The organism is Paractinoplanes aksuensis (genome assembly GCF_024137025.1).
Lineage (GTDB): Bacteria > Actinomycetota > Actinomycetes > Mycobacteriales > Micromonosporaceae > Actinoplanes > Actinoplanes aksuensis.
Genome location: NZ_JAMYJR010000010.1, coordinates 239,047 through 262,594 on the forward strand (window position 1 = coordinate 239,047; position 23,548 = coordinate 262,594).

Genomic DNA, 23,548 nt, shown 5'->3' on the forward strand with positions numbered 1-23,548 from the left:
GGTTGGATCCGCCTATTCTTGTCGCGCGATGTCGACAACACTTGCCCTGCCTGAACTCCGTAAACGGCTAGCTGAGCTCCTCCCGCGGGACGAGCGGCGCCTCGGGCGCCGTCTCGAGGGGACCCGGCGTATCAAGGACGAGGCCGCCCGGGCCGCCGCGCTCGCCGAGATCTCCGGCGAGGTGGACAAGGCGGCCGCGCGCCTGGCCACGCTGATGGCCAACGTGCCGCCGATCAGTTATCCCGAGTCGCTGCCGGTCAGCCAGCGGAAAGACGACATCCTGGCCGCCATCCGCGACCACCAGGTGGTCGTCGTGGCCGGTGAGACCGGGTCGGGCAAGACGACGCAGATCCCGAAGATCTGTATCGAGCTCGGGCGCGGCGTCCGCGGCCAGATCGGGCACACCCAGCCGCGGCGGATCGCGGCCCGCACCGTGGCCGAGCGGATCGCCGAAGAGGTCGGGCGGCCGCTGGGCCAGACCGTCGGCTACAAGGTGCGCTTCACCGACCAGGTCTCCGACGAGACCATGGTCAAGGTGATGACCGACGGCATCCTGCTGGCCGAGATCCAGAACGACCGCAACCTCTTCCGGTACGACACGCTGATCATCGACGAGGCCCACGAGCGCAGCCTCAACATCGACTTCATCCTGGGCTATCTGCGCGAGCTGCTGCCCCGGCGGCCCGACCTGAAGCTGATCATCACGTCGGCCACCATCGAGACGCAGCGGTTCGCCGAGCACTTCGCGGACAAGGACGGCAAGCCGGCCCCGGTGATCGAGGTGTCCGGGCGCACGTTCCCGGTCGAGACCCGCTACCGCCCGCTCGTCACGACGACCGAGGACGACACCGAGGAACCCCAGGACCAGGTCGACGGCATTGCCGACGCCGTCGACGAGCTGGGCCGCGAGGGTGACGGCGACATCCTGGTCTTCCTCAGCGGCGAGCGCGAGATCCGCGACACCGCCGACGCGCTGGCCAAGCGCAACCTGCGGGCCACCGACATCGTGCCGCTGTACGGCCGGCTGTCGGCGGCCGAGCAGCACAAGGTGTTCGAGCGGCACTCGCAGCGCCGGGTCGTGCTGGCCACCAACGTCGCCGAGACCTCGCTGACCGTGCCCGGCATCCGGTACGTCATCGACCCCGGCACCGCGCGTATCAGCCGCTACTCGCACCGGCTCAAGGTGCAGCGCCTGCCCATCGAGCCGGTGTCGCAGGCCAGCGCCAACCAGCGCAAGGGCCGCTGCGGCCGGGTGGCCGACGGCATCTGCATCCGGCTCTACTCCGAGGAGGACTTCGAGGCCCGGCCCGAGTTCACCGAGCCCGAGATCCTGCGGACCAACCTGGCCAGCGTCATCCTGCAGATGACCAACCTGGGGCTGGGCGACCTGGCCAAGTTCCCGTTCATCGACCCGCCCGACCGCCGCAACATCACCGACGGCGTGAAGCTGCTGGAAGAGCTGGGCGCGCTCGACGCCCGCAAGCTGACCCCGCTCGGCCGCCAGCTGGCCCAGCTGCCGGTCGACCCGCGGCTGGCCCGCATGGTGATCGAGGCCGACCGGCAGGAGTGCCTGGCCGAGGTCATGGTCATCGCGGCCGCGCTGTCCATTCAAGACCCGCGCGAGCGGCCCACCGAGAAGCAGCAGCAGGCCGACGAGAAGCACGCCCGGTTCACCGACAAGGAATCGGACTTCTTCAGCTACCTCAACCTGTGGCGCTATCTGCGCGAGAAACAGCAGGAGCTGTCCGGCAACCAGTTCCGCCGGCTCTGCCGCAGCGAGTTTCTCAACTACCTTCGCGTACGCGAATGGCAGGACATCTATGCGCAGCTGCGCCAGGTGGCCCGGACCCTCAACCTCACGCTGACCGAGGATCGCGAGGAGGTAGCCGAGGGGCAGCACGTGCACACCGCCCTGCTGTCCGGCCTGCTCTCGCACATCGGCCTCAAAGAAGGCGACAAGCGCGAATACCTGGGCGCCCGCGGGGCGAAGTTCGCCATCTTCCCGGGCTCGGCGTTGTTCAAGAAGCAGCCGCGTTGGGTCATGTCGGCCGAGCTGGTCGAGACGAGCCGGTTGTGGGGCCGGGTCAACGCCCGCATCGAGCCCGAGTGGGCCGAAAAACTGGCGCCTCACCTGGTCAAATACTCGTACTCCGAGCCGCATTGGGAAAAGAAGCAGGGCGCCGTCATGGCGTACGAAAAAGTGACCTTGTACGGGTTGCCGATCGTGCCGCGGCGCAAGGTCGGTTACTCCAAGGTCGACCCGGTGGCGTCGCGCGAGTTGTTCATCCGGCACGCGCTGGTCGAGGGCGACTGGGAGACCCACCACAAGTTCTACGGCGAGAACAACAAGCTGCTGGCCCGGATCGAAGAGATAGAGAACCGGGCCCGCCGCCGCGACATCGCGGTCGACGACGAGACCGTGTACGCCCTGTACGACGCCCGCATCCCGGCCGATGTGGTCAGCGCCCGGCATTTCGACGCGTGGTGGAAGAAGGCCCGGCGCGACGAGCCCGAGCTGCTGACGTTCACCCGCGAGATGCTCGTGAACGCCGGCCGGGACGGGGTCGACCCCAACGCGTACCCGGACGCCTGGCTGGCCAACGGGGTGCGGCTGCCCCTGACGTACGAGTTCGAGCCGAACACCCAGGCCGACGGGGTCACCGTCGAGGTGCCGATCGCGCTGCTCAACAAGCTCGACCCGGACGACTTCGGCTGGTCGGTGCCCGGGTTCCGCCGCGACGTGGTGATCGCGCTGATCCGGGCCCTGCCCAAGGCGTTGCGGACCAACTTCGTACCGGTGCCGGACTGGGCCGACGCCGTGCTGGGCACGGTGCCGGCGCGGCGCGGGCCGCTGCCCGACGCGATCGGCAACGAGTTGCGGCGGCTGACCGGCACGATCGTGCCGCGCGACGCCTGGCGCCCGGACGAGGTGCCCGACCATCTGCGGGTCAACTTCCGCGTGGTCGACGACGGCAAGGTGGTGGGGGAGGGCCGCGACCTCGAGGTGCTGCGGCGCTCGCTGGCCCCCAAGGTGCAGCAGACCATCTCGAAGGCGGCCGGCGACATCGAGCGCCGGGGCATCACGGCCAACGACTTCGGCATGTTGCCGCGCCGGGTCGCCCAAGTCCGCGGCGGGTACGAGGTCAACGTCTTCCCGGCCCTGGTCGACGAGGGCGAGAGCGTGGCCGTCAAGGTCTTCGAGACGGAGGCCGAGCAGCGTACGGCCATGATCGCCGGAACGCGCAGGCTGCTGCTGCTGACGTTGCCGCCGGCCGCGCGCTACCTGCAGGGCCGGCTCGACAACCAGGCCAAGCTCGAGCTGACCCGCGGCAACCCGTACCGCTCGATCGCCGAACTGCTCGACGACTGTGCCGGGGCGGCCGTCGACCGGCTGGTGGCCGACGCGGGCGGGCCGGTGTGGTCGTCGATCGAGTTCGCCTCGCTGCGCGACACCGTACGCCAGGATCTGGTCGACGCCGTGGCAAACGTGGTCACCCAGGTGCGGCAGGTGCTGTCGACGGCGTACGACATCGAGCAGCGTCTCAAATCGCAGCGCAACCCCACGCTGCTGCCCGCCCTGGCCGACATCCGCCAGCAGCTCAAGGGTCTCGTGCACGCCGGTTTCGTCACCGAGACCGGCTGGCGTCAGCTGCACCACCTGCCGCGCTACCTGCGCGGCATGGTCTACCGGCTCGACCGCCTCGGCGGCAACCTGGCCCGCGACCGCCAGCTGACGGCCCAGATCCACGAGATCGAGTCGGAGTACCGCGAGCTGAAGGGGCTCGGCGCGCCCGAGGAGGGGTTGCGCGAGATCCGCTGGATGATCGAGGAATTGCGGATCAATTTCTTCGCCCAATCGCTGGGTACGGCCTATCCGATATCGGACAAACGGATCTTCAAGGCGATGGACCAGCTCCCGGTGTAGCGCGCTCGTTGACGCTTGGGTGCCGTTCGGTTACCCCCCTGTCGTGGGGGTTCCGGAGGCCCTAGATTTCTGGCCATGACGAACGAATTCCTGGCCTTCGCCCCGATTTCCGCGCTCGTTCCGGCCTCTCCGGCGACCGGCCTGCTCGACGAAATGATGGCGCGGGTCGGGGTCGACGGCATCGTCGCCGCCCTCGCCGACCCGGGCCTGCTGGCCCTGGTCGACCAGCACGCCGCCGCCGTGCGCGACGCCCTCGAGTCGGCCGGCCGCGACGGCGACGCCGACGGTCTGGCCGGGTACGCCCGGGCGATCGTGGCCGGCGCCCGCCGGATGAGCCGGGGCCTGCCCGAGCCGGGTCTGGCCCCGACCACCCCGGCCGACTGGAAGGCCGCCGACTGGCACCTGCTGCGTCTGGTCGCCATCTGCATGATCGCCGAGGAGAACGAGATTCTCTGACCCTCGTGACGGCCTGCGGGCGGGCCTCCACTTTCAGGCTCGCCCGAAACGCCCATAGGGGTGCCTTGCGGCGAAATCGGTCTATACGCCATCTTGTACGTATGAAGCTCGCCCTCGCGCTCGCCGCGATCGCCACTCTCGTCGTCCCGGCGGCGCCCGCGGCCGCCGCTCCGACACCCACGTCGACCACGCCGCCCGTCACGGCGGCCCCGCTGCTGGTCGCCCGCTGGACCTTCGACGCCGGCGCCGTCGACGGCCGCGTCGCCGACACCTCGGGCCGCGGCCCGGCCCTGACCACCCGCAGCGCCGACGCGGGCGTGCTGCGCTTCGACACCGCCACCCCGAGCGGCCGCTACGTCTCGTTCCCGACGGCGTGCGCCACCAACGCCACCAAGTGCCCGCGCGCGCTCATGGAGACCGCGAGTGTCCCCAACCTGAACCCCGGCACCCGCAACTTCCGCTGGTCGGCCCGCATGCTGACGATCAAGACCCAGGTCACCGGCTCGGCCAACATCATGCAGAAGGGCGTGGCCAACACGACCAGCCAGTGGAAGATGCAGGTCGGCAAGACCAACGGCAAGGCCCAGTGCATCGTGGTCGGCGCCGGCTCGCCCACCGTCTACATCGCCCGCTCGGCCACCTCGGTCGCCGACGGCGCCTGGCACAAGATCGTGTGCCAGCGCCGGGGCACCGCGCTCCAGGTGTACGTCGACGACAAGCTCGGCGGTTCGGCCACGGTCCCGGCCAACCTGTCGATCAGCAACACGCTGCCGCTGCGCATCGGCGGCCCGAACTTCAACACCAAGACCGACATGTTCCACGGCCGCCTCGACGACATCTATGCCGAGCTGGGCTGACCCGGTTACCCAGAGGTGCCCTGAGCTCGGAAAAGTGCGTTCTTCCGGGCCCGGGGCGACCCTCGTAGGTTGATCCTCATGGCTGTTTCCCTGATCAACCCACGCGGACTGCCCACCGTCGACGTCTACCGCCAGGTGTCGATAGCCACGGGCACCAAGCTCGTCCACGTAGCCGGCCAGGTGGCCTGGAACGGAGGCGACTTCGCCACCCAGGTCGAGCAGAGCTACCTGAACGTGGCGACGGCCCTCGAAGCGGCCGGCGCCACCTTCGCTGACGTGGTGAAATTGACCGTCCACGTCGTCGACTGGACCCCCGACCGCATGCCCGACCTGCTGGACGGCATCACCCGAGCCTCAACCAAACTGGGCGTGAAGATCGAGGCCCCCGCCTCCCTGTTCGGCATCGCAGCCCTGGACGTCCCCGAACACCTGGTCGAGATCGAAGCAACAGCCGTCCTCGACTAGCGCCGGGGTCGCAGCCGTGCGCTACGGCAGTGCGTTGAGGCCGTGCGCTGCATTTGTGAGTCGCGGTTGTGGGCTGCGGCTGTGAGTCGCGGTTGTGCGCTTCGGCTCGTGCATCGCGGTCTGATCAGCTCTCGAACTTGCGGCGGGACGCCTCGATCTCCGCCAGATAGGTCTGGGTCCAGCCACACATGCCGTCGACCACCTTGCGCAGCGCCTGCCCGGCCTCGGTGAGCGCGTAGTCGACGCTCGGCGGCACGGTGGGGTGCACGGTCCGCTCAACCAGCCCGTTCCGTTCGAGCGTGCGCAGATTCTGAGTGAGCACCTTGTGGCTGATCCCGCCAACCTCACGCCGCAACTCGTTGAACCGCATAGTCCGCAACCCAAGAAACTCAATGATCAGCAGCGACCACTTGGTAGCCACATCCGAGAAGATCTCCCGAGCCAACGAGTCGGCCCGAGCCAGGTCAGCCTCAGGCGGCAGCTCACCGATCTCCTGCCTGGTCCCCATGCCCCGACCCTACTTCCCACACATCGCAGCCGGTCCGCGGGCGGGCGCCCCGCCCCGGAAAGAGACGATCCGTTTCGTCTCGGCAGCGCCCGGCGGGACAATCCGTTTCGTCTTGGCGGTGCGCGCTGGCTTTGCGCTGGTGGGGCGGGTTGGCGAGACGATTCGTTTCGTCTTTGGAGTGCGTTGGCGGGATTGCGCTGGTGCGTGTGTCGGCGAGCCGAACCGTTTCGTCTCGCCGACACACCGGTTTGTCGCGTCGTGCGCGTTTGCCGAGACGATCCGTTTCGTCTCGGCAAACGGCCGGCGCCCTCGGCCGGAGCAGGCGCCTCGTTGGGCCGGTCTAGCTGCGCCGGAAGGCGTAGGAGCGGCCGCCGCTCGCGCCAGCCGCGCGGCCGGCGCGGGTCTGCTCGGAGCGTTGGCGGGCGGCCTGCCGCTCATCGCCGGCGCCGTGGTGAGCCGCGCCGGATTTCTTGCGGCCGGTGGTCTCCGTGGCGCGGGGCAGTGTCGGCGCGAGCTCGCTCACGGCGAGGTCGTCCGGGTCGATCCGGACGGTGAAGCGTTGGCCAGGCATACGGACCTCCTCTGAGCCCTGCTCAGGACAGGGCGAGGCGTGGTGGAGCCGGGGAAGAGAAGACGTGACGCTCCGGGTGTCGGGCACGGAGGCGGCTCCACGGCGGACAACCCCGCCGGAGCACCCGGAACCGAGCACGGTGGACGGCCTCGACGGGCCGAAGCATCAGATGCGCATGCAAGGAACAGTAGGAGCCCGCTCGAGGGCTCGCAACCGAATTAAATCTGGGCTTCGCCGGCGTCGAGGACGGCGGTGGCTCTCGGGTAGTCGCGTAGCTGGGCGCGTACTGATTCGAGGCCGACCCGTAGGGCTACCGGGGGGACGCCGCGGGCTTGGAGGACGCCGTTCGTCCAGGACACGAAGTCGGTGAAGATCGCGGTTTCGCTCACGTACAGGGCGGCGGCCAGGAAGTCGGCGATGTGGGCCATGTCCTCGGCCGTGGAGTCGAGTTGGCGCTGGTTGTATTCGCGCATCGCCGGGTAGGCCTCGGTCAGGCGGCTCATCGCCGTGCTGATCAGCTCGCCGCGGTTGCGGACCACGTAGGTGTATTCCTCGTCGCCCAGGAAGGCCGAGAGCTGCGGGTCGGGGCTGTACGGCGGCCAGTTGCGGGCCAGTCGGTGCACCGCCTCTTCCGCGCCGGCGGCCCAAGCATCGGCGCCCAGGAGCTGGGCGTAGCGGCCGCCCGGTCCGAAGCCGCGACCGCCGGCGATGACCGGCACCCCGGCCGCCTTGCACGCGGTGATGGCCGCGTGGGCGCGGGGCAGGCGGGTCGCGATCATGCAGCTCAGCGCGACCACATCCGGGCCGGTCTGGTGCAGGTGGGTGATCAGGTGCGGGCCGGGCACGTTGGCCCCGAGGAAGTCGACCCGCCAGCCGTCCAGGCGCAGCATCTCGGCCAGGATGCGGGTCGGCAGCGCGTGCCATTCCCCGTCGACGCAGGCGATGGTGACCCGGCCCCGCGACGGCCGGACGGTGGTGCGGGCGGCCACCGCGGCCAGCGCGCGCTCGCTGATCGCCGTCGCCGCGTGCTCGCGGGCTACGGACCACTCGTTGGCAGCCCACAGTTCGCCCACCCGGGCCTGCGTGCCGGCGATCAGGTCGATCATGATGCGTTGCGGCGCCACGCCGTCGTCGAGCAGGTCACCGACGATCTCGACCGCGCCGTACTCGTCGCCGTCGCCGACCAGCCGCAGGAACTCGTCGGCCAGGCCCGGCTCGTCGAGCGACCGCCGCGAGACGACACTCACGAGCGTTGACGCATGCGGCGGTCGCCGCGGCGGGCGTCGATGGCGAAGGGGGACTGGGTGCGGTCGCCGTTGCGCAGGCTGAGCTGGGTGCGGGCGGGAGCGCGGACGGCCAGCATGGCGATGTCGTCGCGGGTGCCGCCGTGCACCCAGTCGCTGACCAGCTGGCGTACGCGTTCGACAGTGGCCACGCCGGGCAACCCGCGGCACTCGGCCAGCGCGTCGTGCAGCCGGGCCTCGCCGAACTGCTCGTCGCCGCTCGGGCCGCCGCGGGCCTCGGTCAGGCCGTCGCTGTAGAGCAGGCACAGCTCGCCGGGTGCGAGCTCGACCGAGGCCGGGCGCACGACGGTGCGGGGCACCGCGCCGATCAACGTGCCGCTGGTCGGCACCTCTTCGACCGTGCCGTCGGTGCGCAGCACCAGCGGCGACGGGTGGCCGCCGGTGGCCAGCTCGAGTCGCACCCGCCCGTGCTCGCCGCGGCTGACCGCACCCACCACCATGGTGACGAACCGGTGCTGACGGCCCGATTCGAGCAGGGCCTTGTTCAGTACGTGAAGCATCTCTTCGGGCGCCGCGCCGACCAGCCGCAACGCGCGCAGCGTCTGGCGCACCTTGCCGGTGAGCACCGCCGCCTCGGGCCCCTTGCCGCACACGTCACCGAGCGCGATCACCGTGTCGGGGCTGGTGTCGGTCGGCCCGAACACGTCGTAGAAATCGCCGCCGATCCGCAGCGCCTCGCGGGCCGCCTGGTAGGAGCCGACCAGCTCGATGCCGTCGGGCTCGGGCAGCTCCGGCGGTAGCAGGTCGGCCTGCAGCACCGCCGTGGTGTCGACCTGCTCGCGGTAGAGCCCGGCGGCCGAGATAGCGGCGCCGGCCCGGGCCGCGAAGATGCGGGCGAGAATCTCGTCCTCGGGGCTGAACTCGGCGTTCTCGCCGCGGCGGGCCAGGATCAGCGCCCCGGCCGGCTCGGCGTTGCCGGGCAGGGGAGTGACCAGCAGCGCCCCGATCGGCCCGAAGCCGGTCGGCAGCAGCCACTCGGGCGCCTGGGACGCGTCGAGCCACTTGCTCGGGATGGGCGGGAAGCCGCCGAGCGCCTCGACCAGCCCCGGCACCTCGGCCAACACCTGCTCGCGGAGCACGCCTTCCTCGTGGCCCTCACCGGCGACCAGCCGCACCCACGCGGCCTGGCGGCGGTTGACCGGCAGCACCACCACGGCCGCGTCGGCCAGGTGGGCGACGGCCAGCTCGGCCGTGATGCGGGTGCAGCGGCCCTGGTGCAGCGAGGAGGAGAGCCGGCGCCCGGCCTCGGCCAGAAACGCCGTGCGGGCCCGCTCGGCCCGCAGCGCGTCGGCCCGGTTGACCTCGTCGGTGCGGTCGCGCAGGTACCACCCGTAGTGGTCGGCGCCGAGCGAGCGGCGCTGCCCCTGCAGGTGGCGGCCGTGGTAGAGGTGCGTGAAGGTGTCCTCGGCGCCGGCCAGACCCGGCAGCGGCCCGTCGGCCGCCTTGGTGCCCGCGGCCAGACCCGGAACCAGCGTCTGCGCGGCGGCGTTGACCATGATGATGGTTTCGTCGGCGACGCCGCAGACGACCACCGCCTCGCTGGCAGCGTCGAGCGCGGCGTGGAGCAGAGTGGTCAGCTGTTCGCCGGTCGACACCGGCGATGGCGCTGTCATGGTTCCTCCCGTCTCTCCCCGCCCGACACGTTCACAAGGCCCAGACTACGTGCTCACGGACTTGGCGGCTGGTTCGAGGTGGGTGATCAAGGGGCGCCAGGGCCAAGATCGACCACGATCGGGGCATGGTCGCTGGGACCTTTTCCCTTGCGCGCCTCGCGGTCCACCACCGCATCTGTGACCCGGTCGGCCACCGACGGGGTCGCATAGACGAGGTCGATCCGCATTCCTTTGTTCTGGTGGAACATTCCGGCGCGGTAATCCCAATAGGTGAAGGGGTGGTCACCCTTCATGGGCCGGGCCACCACGTCGCGTAACCCCACGGCGCGGATCTCGGCCAGGGCCTCGCGCTCGGGCGGCGTCACATGGGTCGAGCCGACGAACACGCTCGGATCCCACACGTCGTCGTCGGTCGGGGCGACGTTGTAGTCACCGGCCACGACCAGCGGTCCCTTGGCCACGTCGTCGGCCAGCACCGTCTGCAGGGCGGCCAGCCACGACAGCTTGTAGGTGTAATGCGGGTCCTCCGGCGTACGCCCGTTGGGCACATAGACCGAATAAAAGCGGATGCCGTCGCAGAGGGCGCTGATCGCCCTCGCTTCCGGCTCCGGATACCCGGGTTCACCCTCAAATCCCTGGCGTACGTCGTCGAGCCCGACCCGCGAGAGCAGGGCCACCCCGTTCCAGCGCCCTTGCCCGTACGCCGCTGTCTCGTACCCCAACGCGCGGACCTCGGCCGCGGGGAAGCCGTCGGCCGCGACCTTGGTCTCTTGGAGGCACACCACGTCGGGTTCGGTGGCGGCGAGCCATTCCAGCAGGCGCGGCAGCCGTGCCTTGACCGAGTTGACGTTCCACGTAGCGAAGCGCATCTGCCCAGCCTGCTACATCATCGCCCGGAACGCCCGGGCGGCACGACGACTCAGAGCCGGCGGGTGAAGCGGGTGGCGGCGAGAAGCGCGACGGTCAGGCCGCCCGTGAGGACAAGCAGCACCGCGACCATCCACACCACAGCCCCCTCGGAGCCCACCAGCGTCGCCATGCCGTCTCCCTTCCGCCCGTCAAACATAAGCCGAATGTGATCCGCATTACCAGCGAACCCCGGCCAGCGAATAATGCATGACTCCCGCCCCCGATGCCAGTTCGCAGGTGCGCGATGTTCAGCATGCGAGCACCTGACCTGCCCGTCCCCTCCGAACACCCGAAAAGTGATCTTTGCCGGGTGCGCGGCGCCATCCCGAGCCCCCACCCGCCCTCAGGGGATAAGGAAGAGAGGTTATGGCTTGTCAAGGGGAGGAGGCCGGTTGTCCACAGGTCAGTCGCGGGTGTCAACGCCTGCGGCCAGTGCTGACGTGTTCTGCACGTGCCAGTGACGGGCGAACTCGGCCGGTGGCACGGCCGGGCCCCACAGCCAGCCCTGACCCCGGGTCACGCCCACCTCGGCCAGTGCGTCGCGTTGCGCTCGCGTCTCCACGCCCTCGGCGATCACGCTCAGGCCCAGAGCCCGGCACAGCGAGACAATCGCCCGCACGATCTCGTCGTCCTCGTCGCCCGCGCCCAGGCCGGTCACGAAGGAGCGGTCGATCTTGATGCCGGTGACCGGGAAGCGGCGCAGGTAGCCCAGGGCCGAGAACCCCGTGCCGAAGTCGTCGATGAGCACCTGGCAGCCCAGTTCGCGCAGCTCGAACAGCACCCGGCCGGCCACCCCGGTCGAGTCGACCAGCACCGTCTCGGTCATCTCGACCGCCACGCTGTGCGCGGGTACCCCGTACGTCTGCATCTCGGCCGCCAGCACGAGCGGCAGGTTCGGGTCGAGCAGCTGGCGGCCGGAGACGTTGACGGACACGTAGAAGGCGTCGCCGACCGTGCCGTCGGCCCGCCATTCGCCCAGCTGGCGCAGCGACTCCTGGCGCACCCAGTCGCCGATCGCCCCGATCAGCCCGGCGTCCTCGGCGATCGGCACGAACGTGGCCGGGCTGATCGGGCCGCGTTCGGGGTGGGTCCAGCGGACCAGGGCCTCGGCGCCGGCCGGGATGCCGGGCAGCAGGTCGACGATGGGCTGGTAGGCCACGCTGAGCTGGTTCTCGCCGAGCGCCTTGCGCAGCTCCACCTCGAGCTCGATGCGCTCGCGGACCTGGCTGTGCATGGCCGCGTCGAAGACCGTGCAGGTGCCGGGGCCCTCGGCCTTGGCCCGGTACATGGCCGTGTCGGCGTCGCGCATGAGGTCCACGGCCGAGGCCGACGAGGTCGACGCCATCCCCATCGAGCAGGTGATCGTGAGCTCGGTGCCGCGCACTTCGAACGTACGGGAGAAACAGTTCCCGACGGCGGCCGTGAGCGCGTCGGCCGCCTCCTTGGTGCCCACCGTGGCCAGCATGAACTCGTCGCCGCCGAGCGCCGAGACGGGTACCTCGGCCGGCACGGCCGCGCGCAACCGACGGCCGACCTCGACGATCAGCAGGTCGCCCGTGTCGTGCCCCCATCCGTCGTTGACCAGCTTGAACCCGTCCAGGTCGAGCAGCAGCACCCAGACCTGCCGGTCGCCGTCCGCGGGCAGCCGGGCCAGCATCCGGGTCAACTCGTCGGCCATCCGGTAGCGGTTGGGCAGGCCGGTCAGCGAGTCGTGGCTGGCCTGGTGCTCGGCCCGCAGCTGGGCGACGGCCTGGGAGCGGACGGCGCCGACCGCTCGCACCAGCAGCAGCGCCACGATGACCAGGCCGCCGGCCGCGATCGTGACCCGCTCACCGGTCGAGCCGAGCACCGCCAGCAGCACGAACGGGCTGGCCAGGGCGGGGGCGATGACGGCGATGCGCCGGGTCGACCAGGCCTGGACGGGGGGCCGGGCGGCCCGCCCGAAGTGGGTCACCGAGGGGTGCAGCGCGGTCAGCCCGACGAGCACGAAGCCGAGCAGGAACGGCGCGTCGAACAGCGGGGTGGAGTAGGTGGTGCCGTCGGCCCCGACGATCGCGTACGCCGTGTCGCCGATGAACATCGAGGTCATGGCGCACATCAGCAGCACCAGGCTGACCGGCCAGGTGGTGGCGGTGAAGCTGAGGTTGATGAGCAGCATCAGCACGACCACGTCGAACAAGGGATACAGCCCGGCCACGAACGACACCGCTTCGGGCCGGCTCGAGATCTCGGCCGCGGGCGCGGCCAGCAGCAGCCCGACGACCAGGGCGCCGGCCACGCAGACGATCAGGCCGTCGAGCACGGCGTGCCGGTCGAGGCTCTGCCGCTGCCGCAGCATGCTGACGAGGAAGGCGCTGAGCAGCACGTAACCGCCGATGGAGGCGGCGTCGGCCAGCAACGGCCACAGCCCGGGCAGGTCGTCGACCGCGGGGCGCAGGAACACGCCGGCCAGGCAGGCCAGCACGGCCCCGCCCAGCAGCAGCCAGGTGCCGGCCGGCTCGGCCCGGTACCGGCGGGGCCCGGCGAAGCAGGCCCACACCGAGCCGCCCGCCACCACGACCATGCAGGCAGCGTTGACCAGCGGCGACACGTTCACGGTGTAGAGGACGGTCGCCAGCACACCCAGCGCCGCGAACAGCCGCCAGTTCCTGGTCATCTCTGTTCGTTTCGGACGTTTCCGTCCAGGGCTGAGCGAGGTGGTTACGGGGCGAGCGCCGGGCTCGGGTCGGGGCGGGCCACCGGCGTACGCGGGGCGGGCACGCTGCTGCCGTGGGCGAACAGCGTGGGGCCGGCCGCCTGGCGCAGCACGGCCCGGGCCACCGAGCCCAGCAGGCCCGCGTCGTGCTCGCCGCGCGGCCCGAGCACGGTCACCCGGGCCCGGCCCGAGGCCCGGACGAGCGTGGCCGCGGGCGCCCCGGCCAGCAGCCGCACCCGGTAGTCGACCAGCTCGGGCACGGCCTCGACCGATCGGGCCAGGATCTCGCGGCCCGCCGCCTCGGCCGCCGGGCCGGGCCGCTCGACCACGTGCGCGACGACCACGCCGACGTTGCGGCGGGCACCCTCCTCGGCCGCCTGGCGCAGGCCCAGCAGCGAGCACCGGGAGCCGTCGACCGCGGCCAGGATGGGCCCGGCCTGGGGGCGCGGACCGCGCGAGACCAGCACCGGGCACCAGGCCCGGGCCACCGTCTGCACCAGCACCGAGCCCGAGGGCAGCCAGGGCAGGGTGGCCAGACCGTCGTCACCGAGCACGAGCAGCTCAGCCGTGCGGCTCAGGCGCACCAACAACCGATCGGCCGGCCCGTCGACGAGTTGACCCTGCACCCGGACGCCGGGTGTGGAACGCTGGGCAGTGGCGACGGCCGCGTCGACCACCTGAGATGCGGTCCGCCGGGCCCGGTCGTAGTGTTGATCGAGGCGGGGGAGCGACCAGGTGAAAGCGTGCACTATCCGGAGTTCGCGGCCGCGCGACACGGCCTCCCGGGCGGCCAGCCGCACAGCGGCCAGGCCCGCGGAAGTGCCGGTCACCCCCACCACCACAGGCGACGGACTCGGATTCGGCATCGGGCTGCACCTCCGCGTTCGACTACAACCATTATCTATACAAGAGCGCCACTCTTCGTGATCAATCCCTCAGCAGGGATCCGCCTGATGACCCATTCAGGTTGAGGGTTTACGGTGAACTACAAAATTTGTGGGACATCTGCCGGTGAAGTGAGGGAAATACATGACGGATGTCAAGCTCGACCACCCTGGTGGCCAGCTGTCGATGCCGGTACGTGAGGCGGTCGAGGGCCCGGGCGGCATCGACGTCAGCGCCCTCCTCAAGGAGACCGGCTTCGTCACTCTCGACCAGGGTTTCGTCAACACTGCCTCGACCACGTCGACGATCACCTATATCGATGGTGACGCCGGCATTCTCCGCTACCGCGGATATCCGATCGAGCAGCTGGCCGAGCGGTCGTCGTTCCTCGAGGTTTCCTACCTCTTGATGCACGACGCGCTGCCCACTCCGCAGCAGCTCAAGGATTTCGCCGACAAGATTCGCGTGCACACTCTCCTGCAGGAAGAGATGCGCACGTTCTTCTCCGGCTTCCCGCGGGACGCGCACCCGATGGCCGTGCTCTCCTCGGCCACGACCGCGCTGTCGACCTTCTACCAGGACGCGCTCGACCCGCTCGACCCGGAACAGGTCGAGATCTCGGGCATCCGTCTGATGGCGAAGCTTCCGACCATCGCGGCGTACGCCTACAAGAAGTCCATCGGCCACCCGCTGCCGTACCCGGACAACACCCTCGACTACGTCGAGAACTTCCTGCGGATGACCTTCGGCCTGCCCACGGTCAACTACGACGTCGACCCGAAGATCGCCAAGATCCTCGACATGCTGTTCATCCTGCACGCCGACCACGAGCAGAACTGCTCGACGTCGACCGTGCGGCTGGTCGGCTCGGCCCAGGCCAACCTGTTCGCGTCGGTCTCGGCCGGCATCAACGCGCTGTCCGGCCCGCTGCACGGCGGGGCCAACGCGGCCGTGCTCGAGATGCTCGAGCAGATCCGCAAGGACGGCGGCGACGTCAACTCCTTCGTCACGCGAGTGAAGAACAAGGAGAAGGGCGTCAAGCTGATGGGCTTCGGCCACCGGGTCTACAAGAATTACGACCCGCGGGCCGCCATCGTCAAGAAGGCCGCGCAAGAGATGTTCTCGACGCTCGACCGGCCCGACCCGCTGCTCGAGCTCGCGTTCCAGCTCGAAGAGATCGCGCTCAGCGACGACTACTTCGTCTCGCGCAAGCTCTACCCGAACGTGGACTTCTACACGGGCCTCATCTACAAGGCGATGGGCTTCCCGACCAAGATGTTCACGGTGCTGTTCGCGCTGGGCCGCCTGCCGGGCTGGATCGCGCAGTGGACCGAGATGATGAACGACCCGGCCAACAAGATCGGCCGGCCGCGGCAGCTCTACACCGGCGCCGCCGAGCGTGAGTTCGTGGCGATCGACAAGCGCTGAGTCTATCGAGCGACATCAGGACGCCCCGCCGGAATTCCGGCGGGGCGTTTTCGTACCATCAGGGCCATGGAGACGTTGGAGTTTCAAGCCGAAGCCCGGCAACTGTTGCAGCTGATGGTCCACTCGATCTATTCGAACAAGGACATCTTCCTGCGCGAGCTGATCTCGAACGCCTCGGACGCTCTCGACAAGCTGCGACTGGCCACCCTGCAGGACGGTCTCGAGGCCGACGCCTCCGATCTGCACATCGAGCTCGAGGCCGACCCCGAGGCCCGCACGCTGACGGTACGCGACAACGGCATCGGCATGACCCGGGAAGAGGTCGTCGAGCTGATCGGCACGATCGCCAAGTCGGGCACGGCCGAGCTGCTGACCAAGCTCAAGGAGGCCAAGGAGAGCCCCGAGCTGATCGGCCAGTTCGGTGTCGGCTTCTATTCGACCTTCATGGTGGCCGAGAAGGTCGAGCTGCTCACCCGCAAGGCCGGCACCGAGGGCCACGGCACCCGCTGGGAGTCCACCGGCGAGGGCACCTTCACGATCGACGACGCGCCCGACGCGCCGGTCGGCACGACCGTCACCGTCCACCTGCGGCCCAAGGACGAGGAGGACGCGCTCTACGACTACACGGACACCCCGAAGATCCGCGAGATCGTCAAGAAGTACTCGGACTTCATCTCGTTCCCGATCCGGATGGGCGAGGACACGCTCAACTCGATGAAGGCCCTGTGGGCGCGGCCGCGTTCCGAGGTGTCCGACGAGGAGTACCACGAGTTCTACCGGCACATCAGCCACGACTGGTCCGAGCCGCTCGAGATCATCAACATGCGGGCCGAGGGCACTTTCGAGTACGAGGCCCTGCTGTTCCTGCCGTCCCGCGCTCCGCACGACCTGTTCCAGCGCGACGCCCGCCGCGGGCTGCAGCTCTATGTCAAGCGCGTCTTCATCATGGACGACAGCCGTGAGCTGATCCCCGATTACCTGCGCTTCGTCAAGGGTGTGGTCGACGCGGCCGACCTGTCGCTGAACATCTCGCGCGAGATCCTGCAGCAGGACAGGCACATCCAGATGATCCGGCGGCGGCTGGTCAAGAAGGTGCTGTCCACCGTCAAAGACCTGATGAACAACAACCCCGAGAAGTACGCGACGTTCTGGCGCGAGTTCGGCCGGGCGGTCAAGGAGGGCCTGCTCAACGACTCCGACAACCAGAAGGCCATCCTCGACATCGCGACGTTCGCCTCGACCGCGGGCAGCGAGCCGACCACGCTCGCGGCCTACATCGAGCGGATGAAGGAGGGCCAGGACGAGATCTACTACCTGACCGGCGACAGCCGGGCCCAGGTCGAGAACTCGCCGCACATGGAGGCGTTCCAGGCCCAGGGTTACGAGGTGCTGATCCTGACCGACCCGGTCGACGAGATCTGGGTCGAGGCCGTCCCCGACTACGACGGCAAGAAGTTCCAGTCCGTCGCCCGGGGCTCGGTCGACCTGCCCAAGGACAAGGAGGAGCCGGAGCCCGAGGGGGACTTCGCGCCGCTGCTCACCTATCTCAAGGAGCAGCTGACCGAGCAGGTCAAGGACGTCCGCCTCTCGCATCGGCTCACCACCTCGGCCGCCTGCCTGGTCAGCGACACCGACGACATCACGCCGGCGCTCGAGAAGATGTACCGGGCGATGGGTCAGGAGGGCCCGCGGGTCAAGCGCATCCTCGAACTGAACCCGAACCACCCGCTGGTCGGCGGTCTGCGCACGGCTCACGAGGAAAGGGCCGACGACTCGGCGCTGCCCGAGACGGCCGAGCTGCTGTACGGCACGGCCCTGCTGGCCGAGGGCGGCGACCTCGAGGACCCGGCCCGCTTCGCCAAGCTCCTCGCGGACCGCCTGGCTCGCACGGTTTAGAGAGAACTCAGCCAGTCCCGGGCGCCGGGGTGTGCCACGCGCACCCCGGCGACCCGGATCGCCTCGGTGAGAGCGGCGTCCATCGTGGCCGCTTCGTGCAGCGCGTGGGCCAGCGCGCCGTGGAACGCATCGCCGGCCCCCGAGGTCTCGACCGCTTCGACCGGCGGCACGGCGATCAACCGCGTGACGCCGCCGGACACCCAGGTCACCGGCTCAGGTCCGTGGGTGACGACCACGTGCGGGGCGTCGACGGCGCCGGCCGGGTGCCGGAATGCGGCTGAGCAGGCCACGACCTCGGCGTGCGGAAGGATGTCGGCGAAGACGGGCCGCCACGTCCCGGCGTCCACCACCAAGCGGCGGGCGGCCTTCGCGGCGGCGACGGCGAGCACGGGGTGGTGCCCGTCGACCAGCGTCAGATCGGCCTCCGGCAGCCCGTCCGGCGGCACGGCCAGCCGTAGGTTCCCGGCGTTGCGGCTGATGATCGTGCGGTCGCGCCCGGCGACCACGATGCTCGACACCGGCGGCGGCCCGGCCGAATCATGGGCCGCGTCGATCACCCGTACGCCGTGGGCTTCGAGGTCGGAGCGGATGAGCGCCCCCAGCGGATGCGAGCCGATCGCGGTGACCAGCGTGACCGGCGCGCCCAGCGCAGCCGCCGTCACCGCGGCGTTGGCGGCCGGGCCCCCGGCCGCGACCTCGAACCCGGTGGCCTGAGCCTTCTCATCCGCGCCGGGGATCCGATCGACCCGGTAGACGAGATCGACGGTGGCCAGCCCGACACAAAGAATCATTCCGCGACCCGGGAGGCGGGGTCGACGGTGGCCAGCCCGACGCAGAGGATCATTCCGCGACCGAGCGTACCGCCTCGCGCAGGGCCGTCGCACCGGCCACGGCCAGGGCCGCCGCGCCCCGCACGGTCGCCGCCACCAGCTGGTTCTCGGGTGGCACACGCTCCTCGATCGCCTGCCACTGGGCCGGAGTGAGCGGGAACGGGTTGCCGCCGCCGGGCATGCGCAGCACGAGCGCGTCGCGGAACCGCTCGTCGGCCTTGAGCGTGTCGCGGGGGATGGGCCGGCCGGTGAACATGCGGGCGAACTCGACAGTGATCACGCCGTCGTGGGCGGCCTCGGTGATCGTGCCGACGGCCACCGCGCCGCCACCGCGGCCGCTGTGCCAGAGGGCCACGCCGTCGCCGGCCGTGATCAACTCGCGGTAGCGGCGGACCGTCCAGTCGCCGCTGCCGCATTCACCGCGGGCCGGATTGTGCTGCAGGAGCCAGTACGCCATCTACCCAGTGTGCGGGTCAGTTGGACAATTCGCGCAAAAAGACGCCGATGTTGCGGAAGACCTCGGCGAAGCCGTCGCCGATGCCCTGCGCGATCTCGGACGCCGGTCCCGGGTTGGTGCCGATGTAGAAGATGACGAGGATGAGCACGATCCAGCCGAGGGCCTTCTTCATGGGACCGGCTCCCTTCCCGGTGCGGGCGTCTGCCTACATGATCGTGGCATGTCGGCGCACGTGTTCGGCGTAACTTCACCCGCGCGGCGCGAACAGGGCCTGCGCATTTGTCCAGCAAACAGCCCGCAGCCAATCGTCGCCGAGCTCCAGCCGCTCCAGTGACTCCAGTTGGTGCTCGTACGGATACGGAATGTTGGGGAAGTCGCTGCCGAGCAGCACCTTGCCGCCCAGCCCGAGCTCGCGCAGCCGCGGGCGCAGAGCGTGGGGAAAGGGCGCCATCACTTCGAAGAAGTCGGTGAACGCCATCGTGGTGTCGAGCCGGACGTCGGCATAGCGCTCGGCCAGCTCGAGGAATCGGCCAGGGCCGGCCGATCAGCGGCCCGGCCTGGTCGAAGTGGTGCCAGACCCGGCGCTGCATGCGCGGCGGCAGGAAGTGGGTGTGCACGTCGGCGAGGCCCGGCAGCCCGAGGCGTTCGATCACTCCACCAGTTTAGGCTTTGACAGTCACTAGTAAATGACAGCTACTATCAAAAAATGCTGACTTTCACTTCGCGCTGGTACGCGCTCGCCGCGCTGGCGCTGAGCACCCTCGCGGTCGGCCTCGACACCACCGTGCTGAGCGTCGCCTTGCCCACCCTCGCCCGCGATCTCGACGCCACCACCGGTGACCTGCAGTGGTTCACCACGGCCTACCTGCTGGTGCTGGCGGCGGCGCTGCTCCCGGCCGGTCTGCTCGGCGACCGGCTCGGCCGCAAACGCATGCTGATCGGCGCGCTGGTGCTGTTCGGCGTGGCCTCCGTGGCCTGCGCCTACGCCCAGACGTCGGGCCAGCTCATCGCGGCCCGGGCGGTGCTCGGCCTCGGCGCCGCTGTGATCATGCCGCTCTCCGGGGCGGTGCTGACCGTGCTGTTCCCGGGGGCCGAGCGCACCCGGGCCATGTCGATCTGGGTCACGGCGAGCGCGCTCGGCATCCCGCTCGGGCCGCTGCTGGGCGGCTGGTTGCTCGACAACTTCTGGTGGGGCTCGGTCTTCCTGATCAACGTGCCGGTGGTGGTGGCCGGGGTGGTCGCGCTGGTGCTGTGGCTGCCCGAGTCGCACGGCACGCGTTCGCGGCTCGACCTGCCCGGCATCGTGCTCTCCACGGCCGGGCTGGTCGGGATCACCTACGGGATCATCGAGGCCGGCGAGCGCGGCTGGTCCGACGCCCGGTCGCTGATCACCGTCGCGGCCGGGGTGGCTCTGCTCGCCGGCTTCTTGCTATGGCAACGCCGCGCCCCGCACCCGCTGATCGACCTGGCGCTGTTCCGCAACCGGGCCTTCACCGGCGGCGCCGCGCTGGCCACGGTGGCCAGCTTCGCGATGCTCGGTCTGCTCTTCTCGCTGCCGCAACTGTTCTCGGCGGTCGGCGGGCACGACGCGTTCGGCTCCGGGCTGCGGCTGTTGCCCGTCATCGGCGGGCTGATCGTGGGGGCTCGGCTGGCCGAGAAGCTGGCCCGGCGGTTCGGGGCCCGGTTCGTGATCGCGGGCGGGCTCGGGTTGATCGCCGGGGCCTCGCTGCTGGGCGCGCAGACCACGGCGAGCACGGGCTACGGATACATCGCGGTCTGGATCACCATCACCGGGGCCGGGCTCGGGCTGACCATGCCGCCGGCGTTGGACGCGGCGCTCGGGGCGTTGCCACCGACCGGCAGCGGAGTCGGGAACGCCGTGCTGCAGGCGATGCGCCAGGTCGGCGGGGCGATCGGGGTGGCCGTGCTGGGAACGGTGCTCAACACGGCGTACCGGTCCCAGGTGCCGCCCGCCGCCTCCGAGAGCGTCACGTCGGGCGTGGCGCTCGCGCACCGGACCGGCGATGCCGGGCTCCTGGCCTCGGTGCAAGAGGCTTTCGCGTACGGAATGGACCGGTCTTTGCTGGTGGCCGGTGCGCTCGCGCTGGCCGGCGTGGTGATCGCGCTGACCGTCATGCCGAAGCGCGCCGCCGAGCCGCAGCCGGAGGTGCTGGCAGAATCGCTGCTATGACCTTGCGCGAGCGGAAGAAGGCCAAGACCCGGGCGGCCATCCGCGACGCCGCGCTGCGCTTGTTCACCGAGCAGGGCTATGCGGCGACCACCGTGGAACAGATCGCGGAGGCGGCCGAGGTCTCGCCGAGCACGTTCTTCCGCTACTTTCCGACCAAGGAAGACGTCGTCCTCATCGACGACTACGACCCCCTGATCGTGGCGGCCATCCGCGACCAGCCCGCCTCGACCCCGGTGATCGAGGCGGTGCTGCAGGGCATGCGGGACGTCTTCGAGCAGCTCACCGAGGAGGAGTGGGTCAGCGAGCGGCGGCGCCAGGCGCTCTTCCGGGTCGTGCCCGAATTGCGGGCCCGCCAGCAGCAGCAGACGCTCGACGCCGTCGACATGCTCTCCGCCGTGATCGCCGAGCGCCTGGGCGTCCCGGCCGACGACGCGGGGGCCCGGGCCCTGACGGGCGCGTTGGTCGGCGTCATGCTGGCGTTCCTCTACCCACGGCACGAAGTCGGCTTCCAGCCGGACGACTTCGACCGCGTCAAGCAAGCCTTGATCAGCGTCCGCGAACACCTGGAGCCGCTCCGGTCCTGAGTTCGGGGTCGCCTTTGCCACCTGATCGGGAGCACAACTTCGGCGGGGAAGCGTAGTTAACGAGCAATGTGCCTTACATCCGAAAAGCTGTCCGCCGTAGCCTGACCGTCGCCGTGGGCGCCGTCGTGATCGCCACGGGGGGCGCCGCGATCGCCGAGGTGGTCACCCCGGAGCCGGTGAGCTCGCCGTCGTTCAACGGCCCGGTGTACGCGGTGGCCTATCGCGGCTCGACCGTCTTCGTCGGCGGCAACTTCACCAACGCCATCGTCGGGGGCAAGAGCTTCGCCCGTACGCGGCTCGCCGCGCTCGACGCCCGCACCGGCGCCCTGCTCGACTGGCAGCCCAGCGCCGACGCCAATGTGCGCGCGCTGGCCGTGGCCGGCGACGTGGTCTACGCGGCCGGGGACTTCGACAACGTCAACGGCACCAGCCGCGACGCGATCGCCGGGCTCGGCGCGGCCGACGGCCGGCTGACCCCGATGCGGCACACCGTGCTCGGCCAGCCCAACACGATCGCCACCGGCAACGGCCGCCTCTACGTCGGGGGCCGGATCACCGCCGTCGACGGCGCGCCGCGGGGCAACCTGGCCGCGTTCTCGCTGGCCGACGGCACGCTCGACCCGTGGGCGCCGACCACCGACGACGTGGTCAACGCGATGGCGGTCACCGGCCGGCGGGTGTACCTGGGCGGGCGCTTCCACAAGACGAACAAGGTCAGCTCGACCCTGCGGCTGTCGGCCGTGGACGCGGCCAGCGGCGCGCTCGACACCACGTTCACCGCCAAACCGGTCTCGCAGGTCTTCGGGCTCGCGGCCGACTCGTCGGGCGTCTATGCGGCGCTCGGCGGTCAGGGTGGGCGCGCGGTGGCGTACGCCCCGGACGGGACCACCCGGTGGACGCGCGTGTTCGACGGCGACGCGCAGGCGGTGGCCACCCTGGACGGCACGACCTACGTCGGCGGGCACTTCGACAAGGCGTGCACGACCGGCAACAACGGCGTCAAGGGCGTCTGCACCGACGGTTCGGTGCCGCGCGGCAAACTGGCCGCCGTCGACGCCCAGGGCAACCTGCTGCCGTGGGCGCCGCAGGCCAACGGCGTCGTCGGAGTCCGCCAGATCGCGACCAGCCCGGCCCTCGGCTCGATCAGCGCGGTCGGCGACTTCACCACGGTCGGCGCGGTGTCGCGCAAGCGGTACGCGGCGTTCGCCGGGGGCGCCCGGCGGTCCGAGTCGGCCCCGGCCACCGGGCCCGTGGCCTCGTACAACTTCGACTCGACGATCGCCGACGGCACCTTCGACGACGGTTCGGGCCACGGCCATGTGCTGCGCGCGGTGACCCGCAACGGCGGCCAGGTCGCGATGGAGCCGCACGGCTCGGGCCAGGCGCTCACCTTCCCGCCGCGCTGCACCGGGCCGGAGTGCCCGCGCCTGGTGCTGCAGGCCGCGGCCACTGACGATCTCAACCCGCAGGCCCAGCCGTTCCGCTACGGCGCGAGCGTGCGGCTGGCCGCCCCGCCGGCCGGCGCCACCGGCCAGGACGGGCAGAACATCCTGCAGAAGGGCTACGCCGCCGCCGGTGGTCAGTACAAGCTCCAGGTCGACGGGGTCTCGGGCAAGCCGAGCTGTGTGCTGACCGACCGGACGGGTGACGGCTCGTACCTCGCCCGGAGTCGGTCGTCGATCGCCGACGACAATTGGCACACCGTCGAATGCCGCCGCACCGGGCCGACCCTGGCCGTCGTCGTCGACGAGAAGGTGCAGGCGTCGGTGGCCGTCCCGGCCGCGCTGTCGATCGATTCCGAGCAGCCGTTCAGCCTGGGTGGCAAGGGTGTGGGCGTCAACAACGACCAGTTCCACGGCGCGCTCGACGACGTCTGGATCCACATCGGATGACGCGACGATCACTCTCCGTAATGTATACAGTGGAGAGTTGAATATCCCACAAAGGTCAATGTGTCCCTGATCGGAGTGATGA

19 protein-coding genes and 1 pseudogene are annotated in these 23,548 nt (G+C 70.2%); 9 read left to right on the top strand and 11 right to left on the bottom strand.

The genetic code is table 11. The features are described 5' to 3' along the window. Positions 1 to 28: 28 nt before the first annotated feature. The 4 genes from hrpA to M1L60_RS11565 all read left to right on the top strand — a co-directional run bounded on the left by hrpA (position 29) and on the right by M1L60_RS11565 (position 5,703). Positions 29 to 3,925, top strand: coding sequence for an ATP-dependent RNA helicase HrpA (gene hrpA / locus M1L60_RS11550; RefSeq protein ID WP_253237356.1), 3,897 nt, complete (start codon positions 29 to 31; stop codon positions 3,923 to 3,925). 75 nt (positions 3,926 to 4,000) lie between these two features. Continuing rightward, positions 4,001 to 4,381, top strand: coding sequence for a DUF6401 family natural product biosynthesis protein (locus tag M1L60_RS11555; protein WP_253237357.1), 381 nt, complete (start codon positions 4,001 to 4,003; stop codon positions 4,379 to 4,381). Positions 4,382 to 4,482: 101 nt separating this feature from the next. Next, positions 4,483 to 5,238, top strand: coding sequence for a LamG-like jellyroll fold domain-containing protein (locus tag M1L60_RS11560; RefSeq protein WP_253237358.1), 756 nt, complete (start codon positions 4,483 to 4,485; stop codon positions 5,236 to 5,238). Positions 5,239 to 5,316: 78 nt separating this feature from the next. Next, positions 5,317 to 5,703, top strand: coding sequence for a RidA family protein (locus M1L60_RS11565; protein ID WP_253237359.1), 387 nt, complete (start codon positions 5,317 to 5,319; stop codon positions 5,701 to 5,703). A gap of 124 nt (positions 5,704 to 5,827) precedes the next feature. Here the strand turns inward: M1L60_RS11565 and M1L60_RS11570 are convergent, their stop codons facing one another. From M1L60_RS11570 to M1L60_RS11600, 7 genes are all read right to left on the bottom strand, one after another. After that, positions 5,828 to 6,211, bottom strand: a complete 384-nt coding sequence (locus M1L60_RS11570; RefSeq protein WP_253237360.1) for a winged helix-turn-helix transcriptional regulator — start codon at positions 6,209 to 6,211, stop codon at positions 5,828 to 5,830. Positions 6,212 to 6,551: 340 nt separating this feature from the next. Continuing rightward, a complete protein-coding gene (locus M1L60_RS11575; protein ID WP_253237361.1) occupies positions 6,552 to 6,782 on the bottom strand; it encodes a hypothetical protein in 231 nt (76 codons plus the stop codon). Between the two features lie 218 nt (positions 6,783 to 7,000). After that, complete coding sequence (locus M1L60_RS11580; RefSeq protein WP_253237362.1) at positions 7,001 to 8,029, bottom strand: cobalamin B12-binding domain-containing protein; 1,029 nt, start codon at positions 8,027 to 8,029, stop codon at positions 7,001 to 7,003. Beyond that, on the bottom strand, positions 8,026 to 9,699 hold the full coding sequence (locus M1L60_RS11585) for a PP2C family protein-serine/threonine phosphatase (protein ID WP_253237363.1): 1,674 nt from the start codon (positions 9,697 to 9,699) through the stop codon (positions 8,026 to 8,028). The genes M1L60_RS11580 and M1L60_RS11585 overlap by 4 nt, the downstream gene beginning before the upstream one ends. An 86-nt stretch (positions 9,700 to 9,785) precedes the next feature. Beyond that, complete coding sequence (locus M1L60_RS11590; protein WP_253237364.1) at positions 9,786 to 10,568, bottom strand: exodeoxyribonuclease III; 783 nt, start codon at positions 10,566 to 10,568, stop codon at positions 9,786 to 9,788. Between the two features lie 443 nt (positions 10,569 to 11,011). Continuing rightward, the gene (locus tag M1L60_RS11595) at positions 11,012 to 13,264 is read right to left on the bottom strand and encodes a putative bifunctional diguanylate cyclase/phosphodiesterase (RefSeq protein ID WP_253237365.1); all 2,253 of its coding nucleotides are present in this window, start codon (positions 13,262 to 13,264) and stop codon (positions 11,012 to 11,014) included. Positions 13,265 to 13,308: 44 nt separating this feature from the next. After that, entirely contained in the window at positions 13,309 to 14,169 is an 861-nt protein-coding gene (locus M1L60_RS11600; protein ID WP_256516306.1) for a universal stress protein, read from the bottom strand. A 163-nt stretch (positions 14,170 to 14,332) separates the two neighbouring features. Here M1L60_RS11600 and M1L60_RS11605 point away from each other — a divergent pair, with 163 nt between their 5' ends. Together M1L60_RS11605 and htpG are read left to right on the top strand one after the other, a co-directional pair. After that, positions 14,333 to 15,616, top strand: coding sequence for a citrate synthase (locus tag M1L60_RS11605; protein ID WP_253237367.1), 1,284 nt, complete (start codon positions 14,333 to 14,335; stop codon positions 15,614 to 15,616). A 66-nt stretch (positions 15,617 to 15,682) separates the two neighbouring features. Further along, a complete protein-coding gene (htpG, locus tag M1L60_RS11610; RefSeq protein ID WP_253237368.1) occupies positions 15,683 to 17,512 on the top strand; it encodes a molecular chaperone HtpG in 1,830 nt (609 codons plus the stop codon). On the opposite strand, the gene M1L60_RS11615 is transcribed toward htpG, so the two are convergent. From M1L60_RS11615 to M1L60_RS11630, 4 genes and pseudogenes are all read right to left on the bottom strand, one after another. Further along, positions 17,509 to 18,303 carry a PfkB family carbohydrate kinase gene (locus M1L60_RS11615; protein ID WP_253237369.1) on the bottom strand — a complete coding sequence of 265 codons (795 nt, stop codon included), beginning with the start codon at positions 18,301 to 18,303 and terminating at the stop codon, positions 17,509 to 17,511. The genes htpG and M1L60_RS11615 overlap by 4 nt on opposite strands. Before the next feature lie 49 nt (positions 18,304 to 18,352). Then, positions 18,353 to 18,799 carry an EVE domain-containing protein gene (locus M1L60_RS11620; protein WP_253237370.1) on the bottom strand — a complete coding sequence of 149 codons (447 nt, stop codon included), beginning with the start codon at positions 18,797 to 18,799 and terminating at the stop codon, positions 18,353 to 18,355. A 16-nt stretch (positions 18,800 to 18,815) separates the two neighbouring features. Further along, positions 18,816 to 18,971, bottom strand: coding sequence for a hypothetical protein (locus tag M1L60_RS11625; protein ID WP_253237371.1), 156 nt, complete (start codon positions 18,969 to 18,971; stop codon positions 18,816 to 18,818). A gap of 75 nt (positions 18,972 to 19,046) precedes the next feature. Beyond that, positions 19,047 to 19,325: pseudogene (locus M1L60_RS11630) on the bottom strand (amidohydrolase family protein); the annotation flags it as partial. A gap of 180 nt (positions 19,326 to 19,505) precedes the next feature. On the opposite strand from M1L60_RS11630, the gene M1L60_RS11635 reads away from it, so the two are divergent. The 3 genes from M1L60_RS11635 to M1L60_RS11645 all read left to right on the top strand — a co-directional run bounded on the left by M1L60_RS11635 (position 19,506) and on the right by M1L60_RS11645 (position 23,466). Then, on the top strand, positions 19,506 to 20,990 hold the full coding sequence (locus M1L60_RS11635) for an MFS transporter (protein ID WP_253237372.1): 1,485 nt from the start codon (positions 19,506 to 19,508) through the stop codon (positions 20,988 to 20,990). After that, on the top strand, positions 20,987 to 21,574 hold the full coding sequence (locus M1L60_RS11640; protein ID WP_253237373.1) for a TetR family transcriptional regulator: 588 nt from the start codon (positions 20,987 to 20,989) through the stop codon (positions 21,572 to 21,574). The genes M1L60_RS11635 and M1L60_RS11640 overlap by 4 nt, the downstream gene beginning before the upstream one ends. 113 nt (positions 21,575 to 21,687) lie before the next feature. Further along, on the top strand, positions 21,688 to 23,466 hold the full coding sequence (locus tag M1L60_RS11645; protein WP_253237374.1) for a LamG domain-containing protein: 1,779 nt from the start codon (positions 21,688 to 21,690) through the stop codon (positions 23,464 to 23,466). Positions 23,467 to 23,548: the final 82 nt, after the last annotated feature.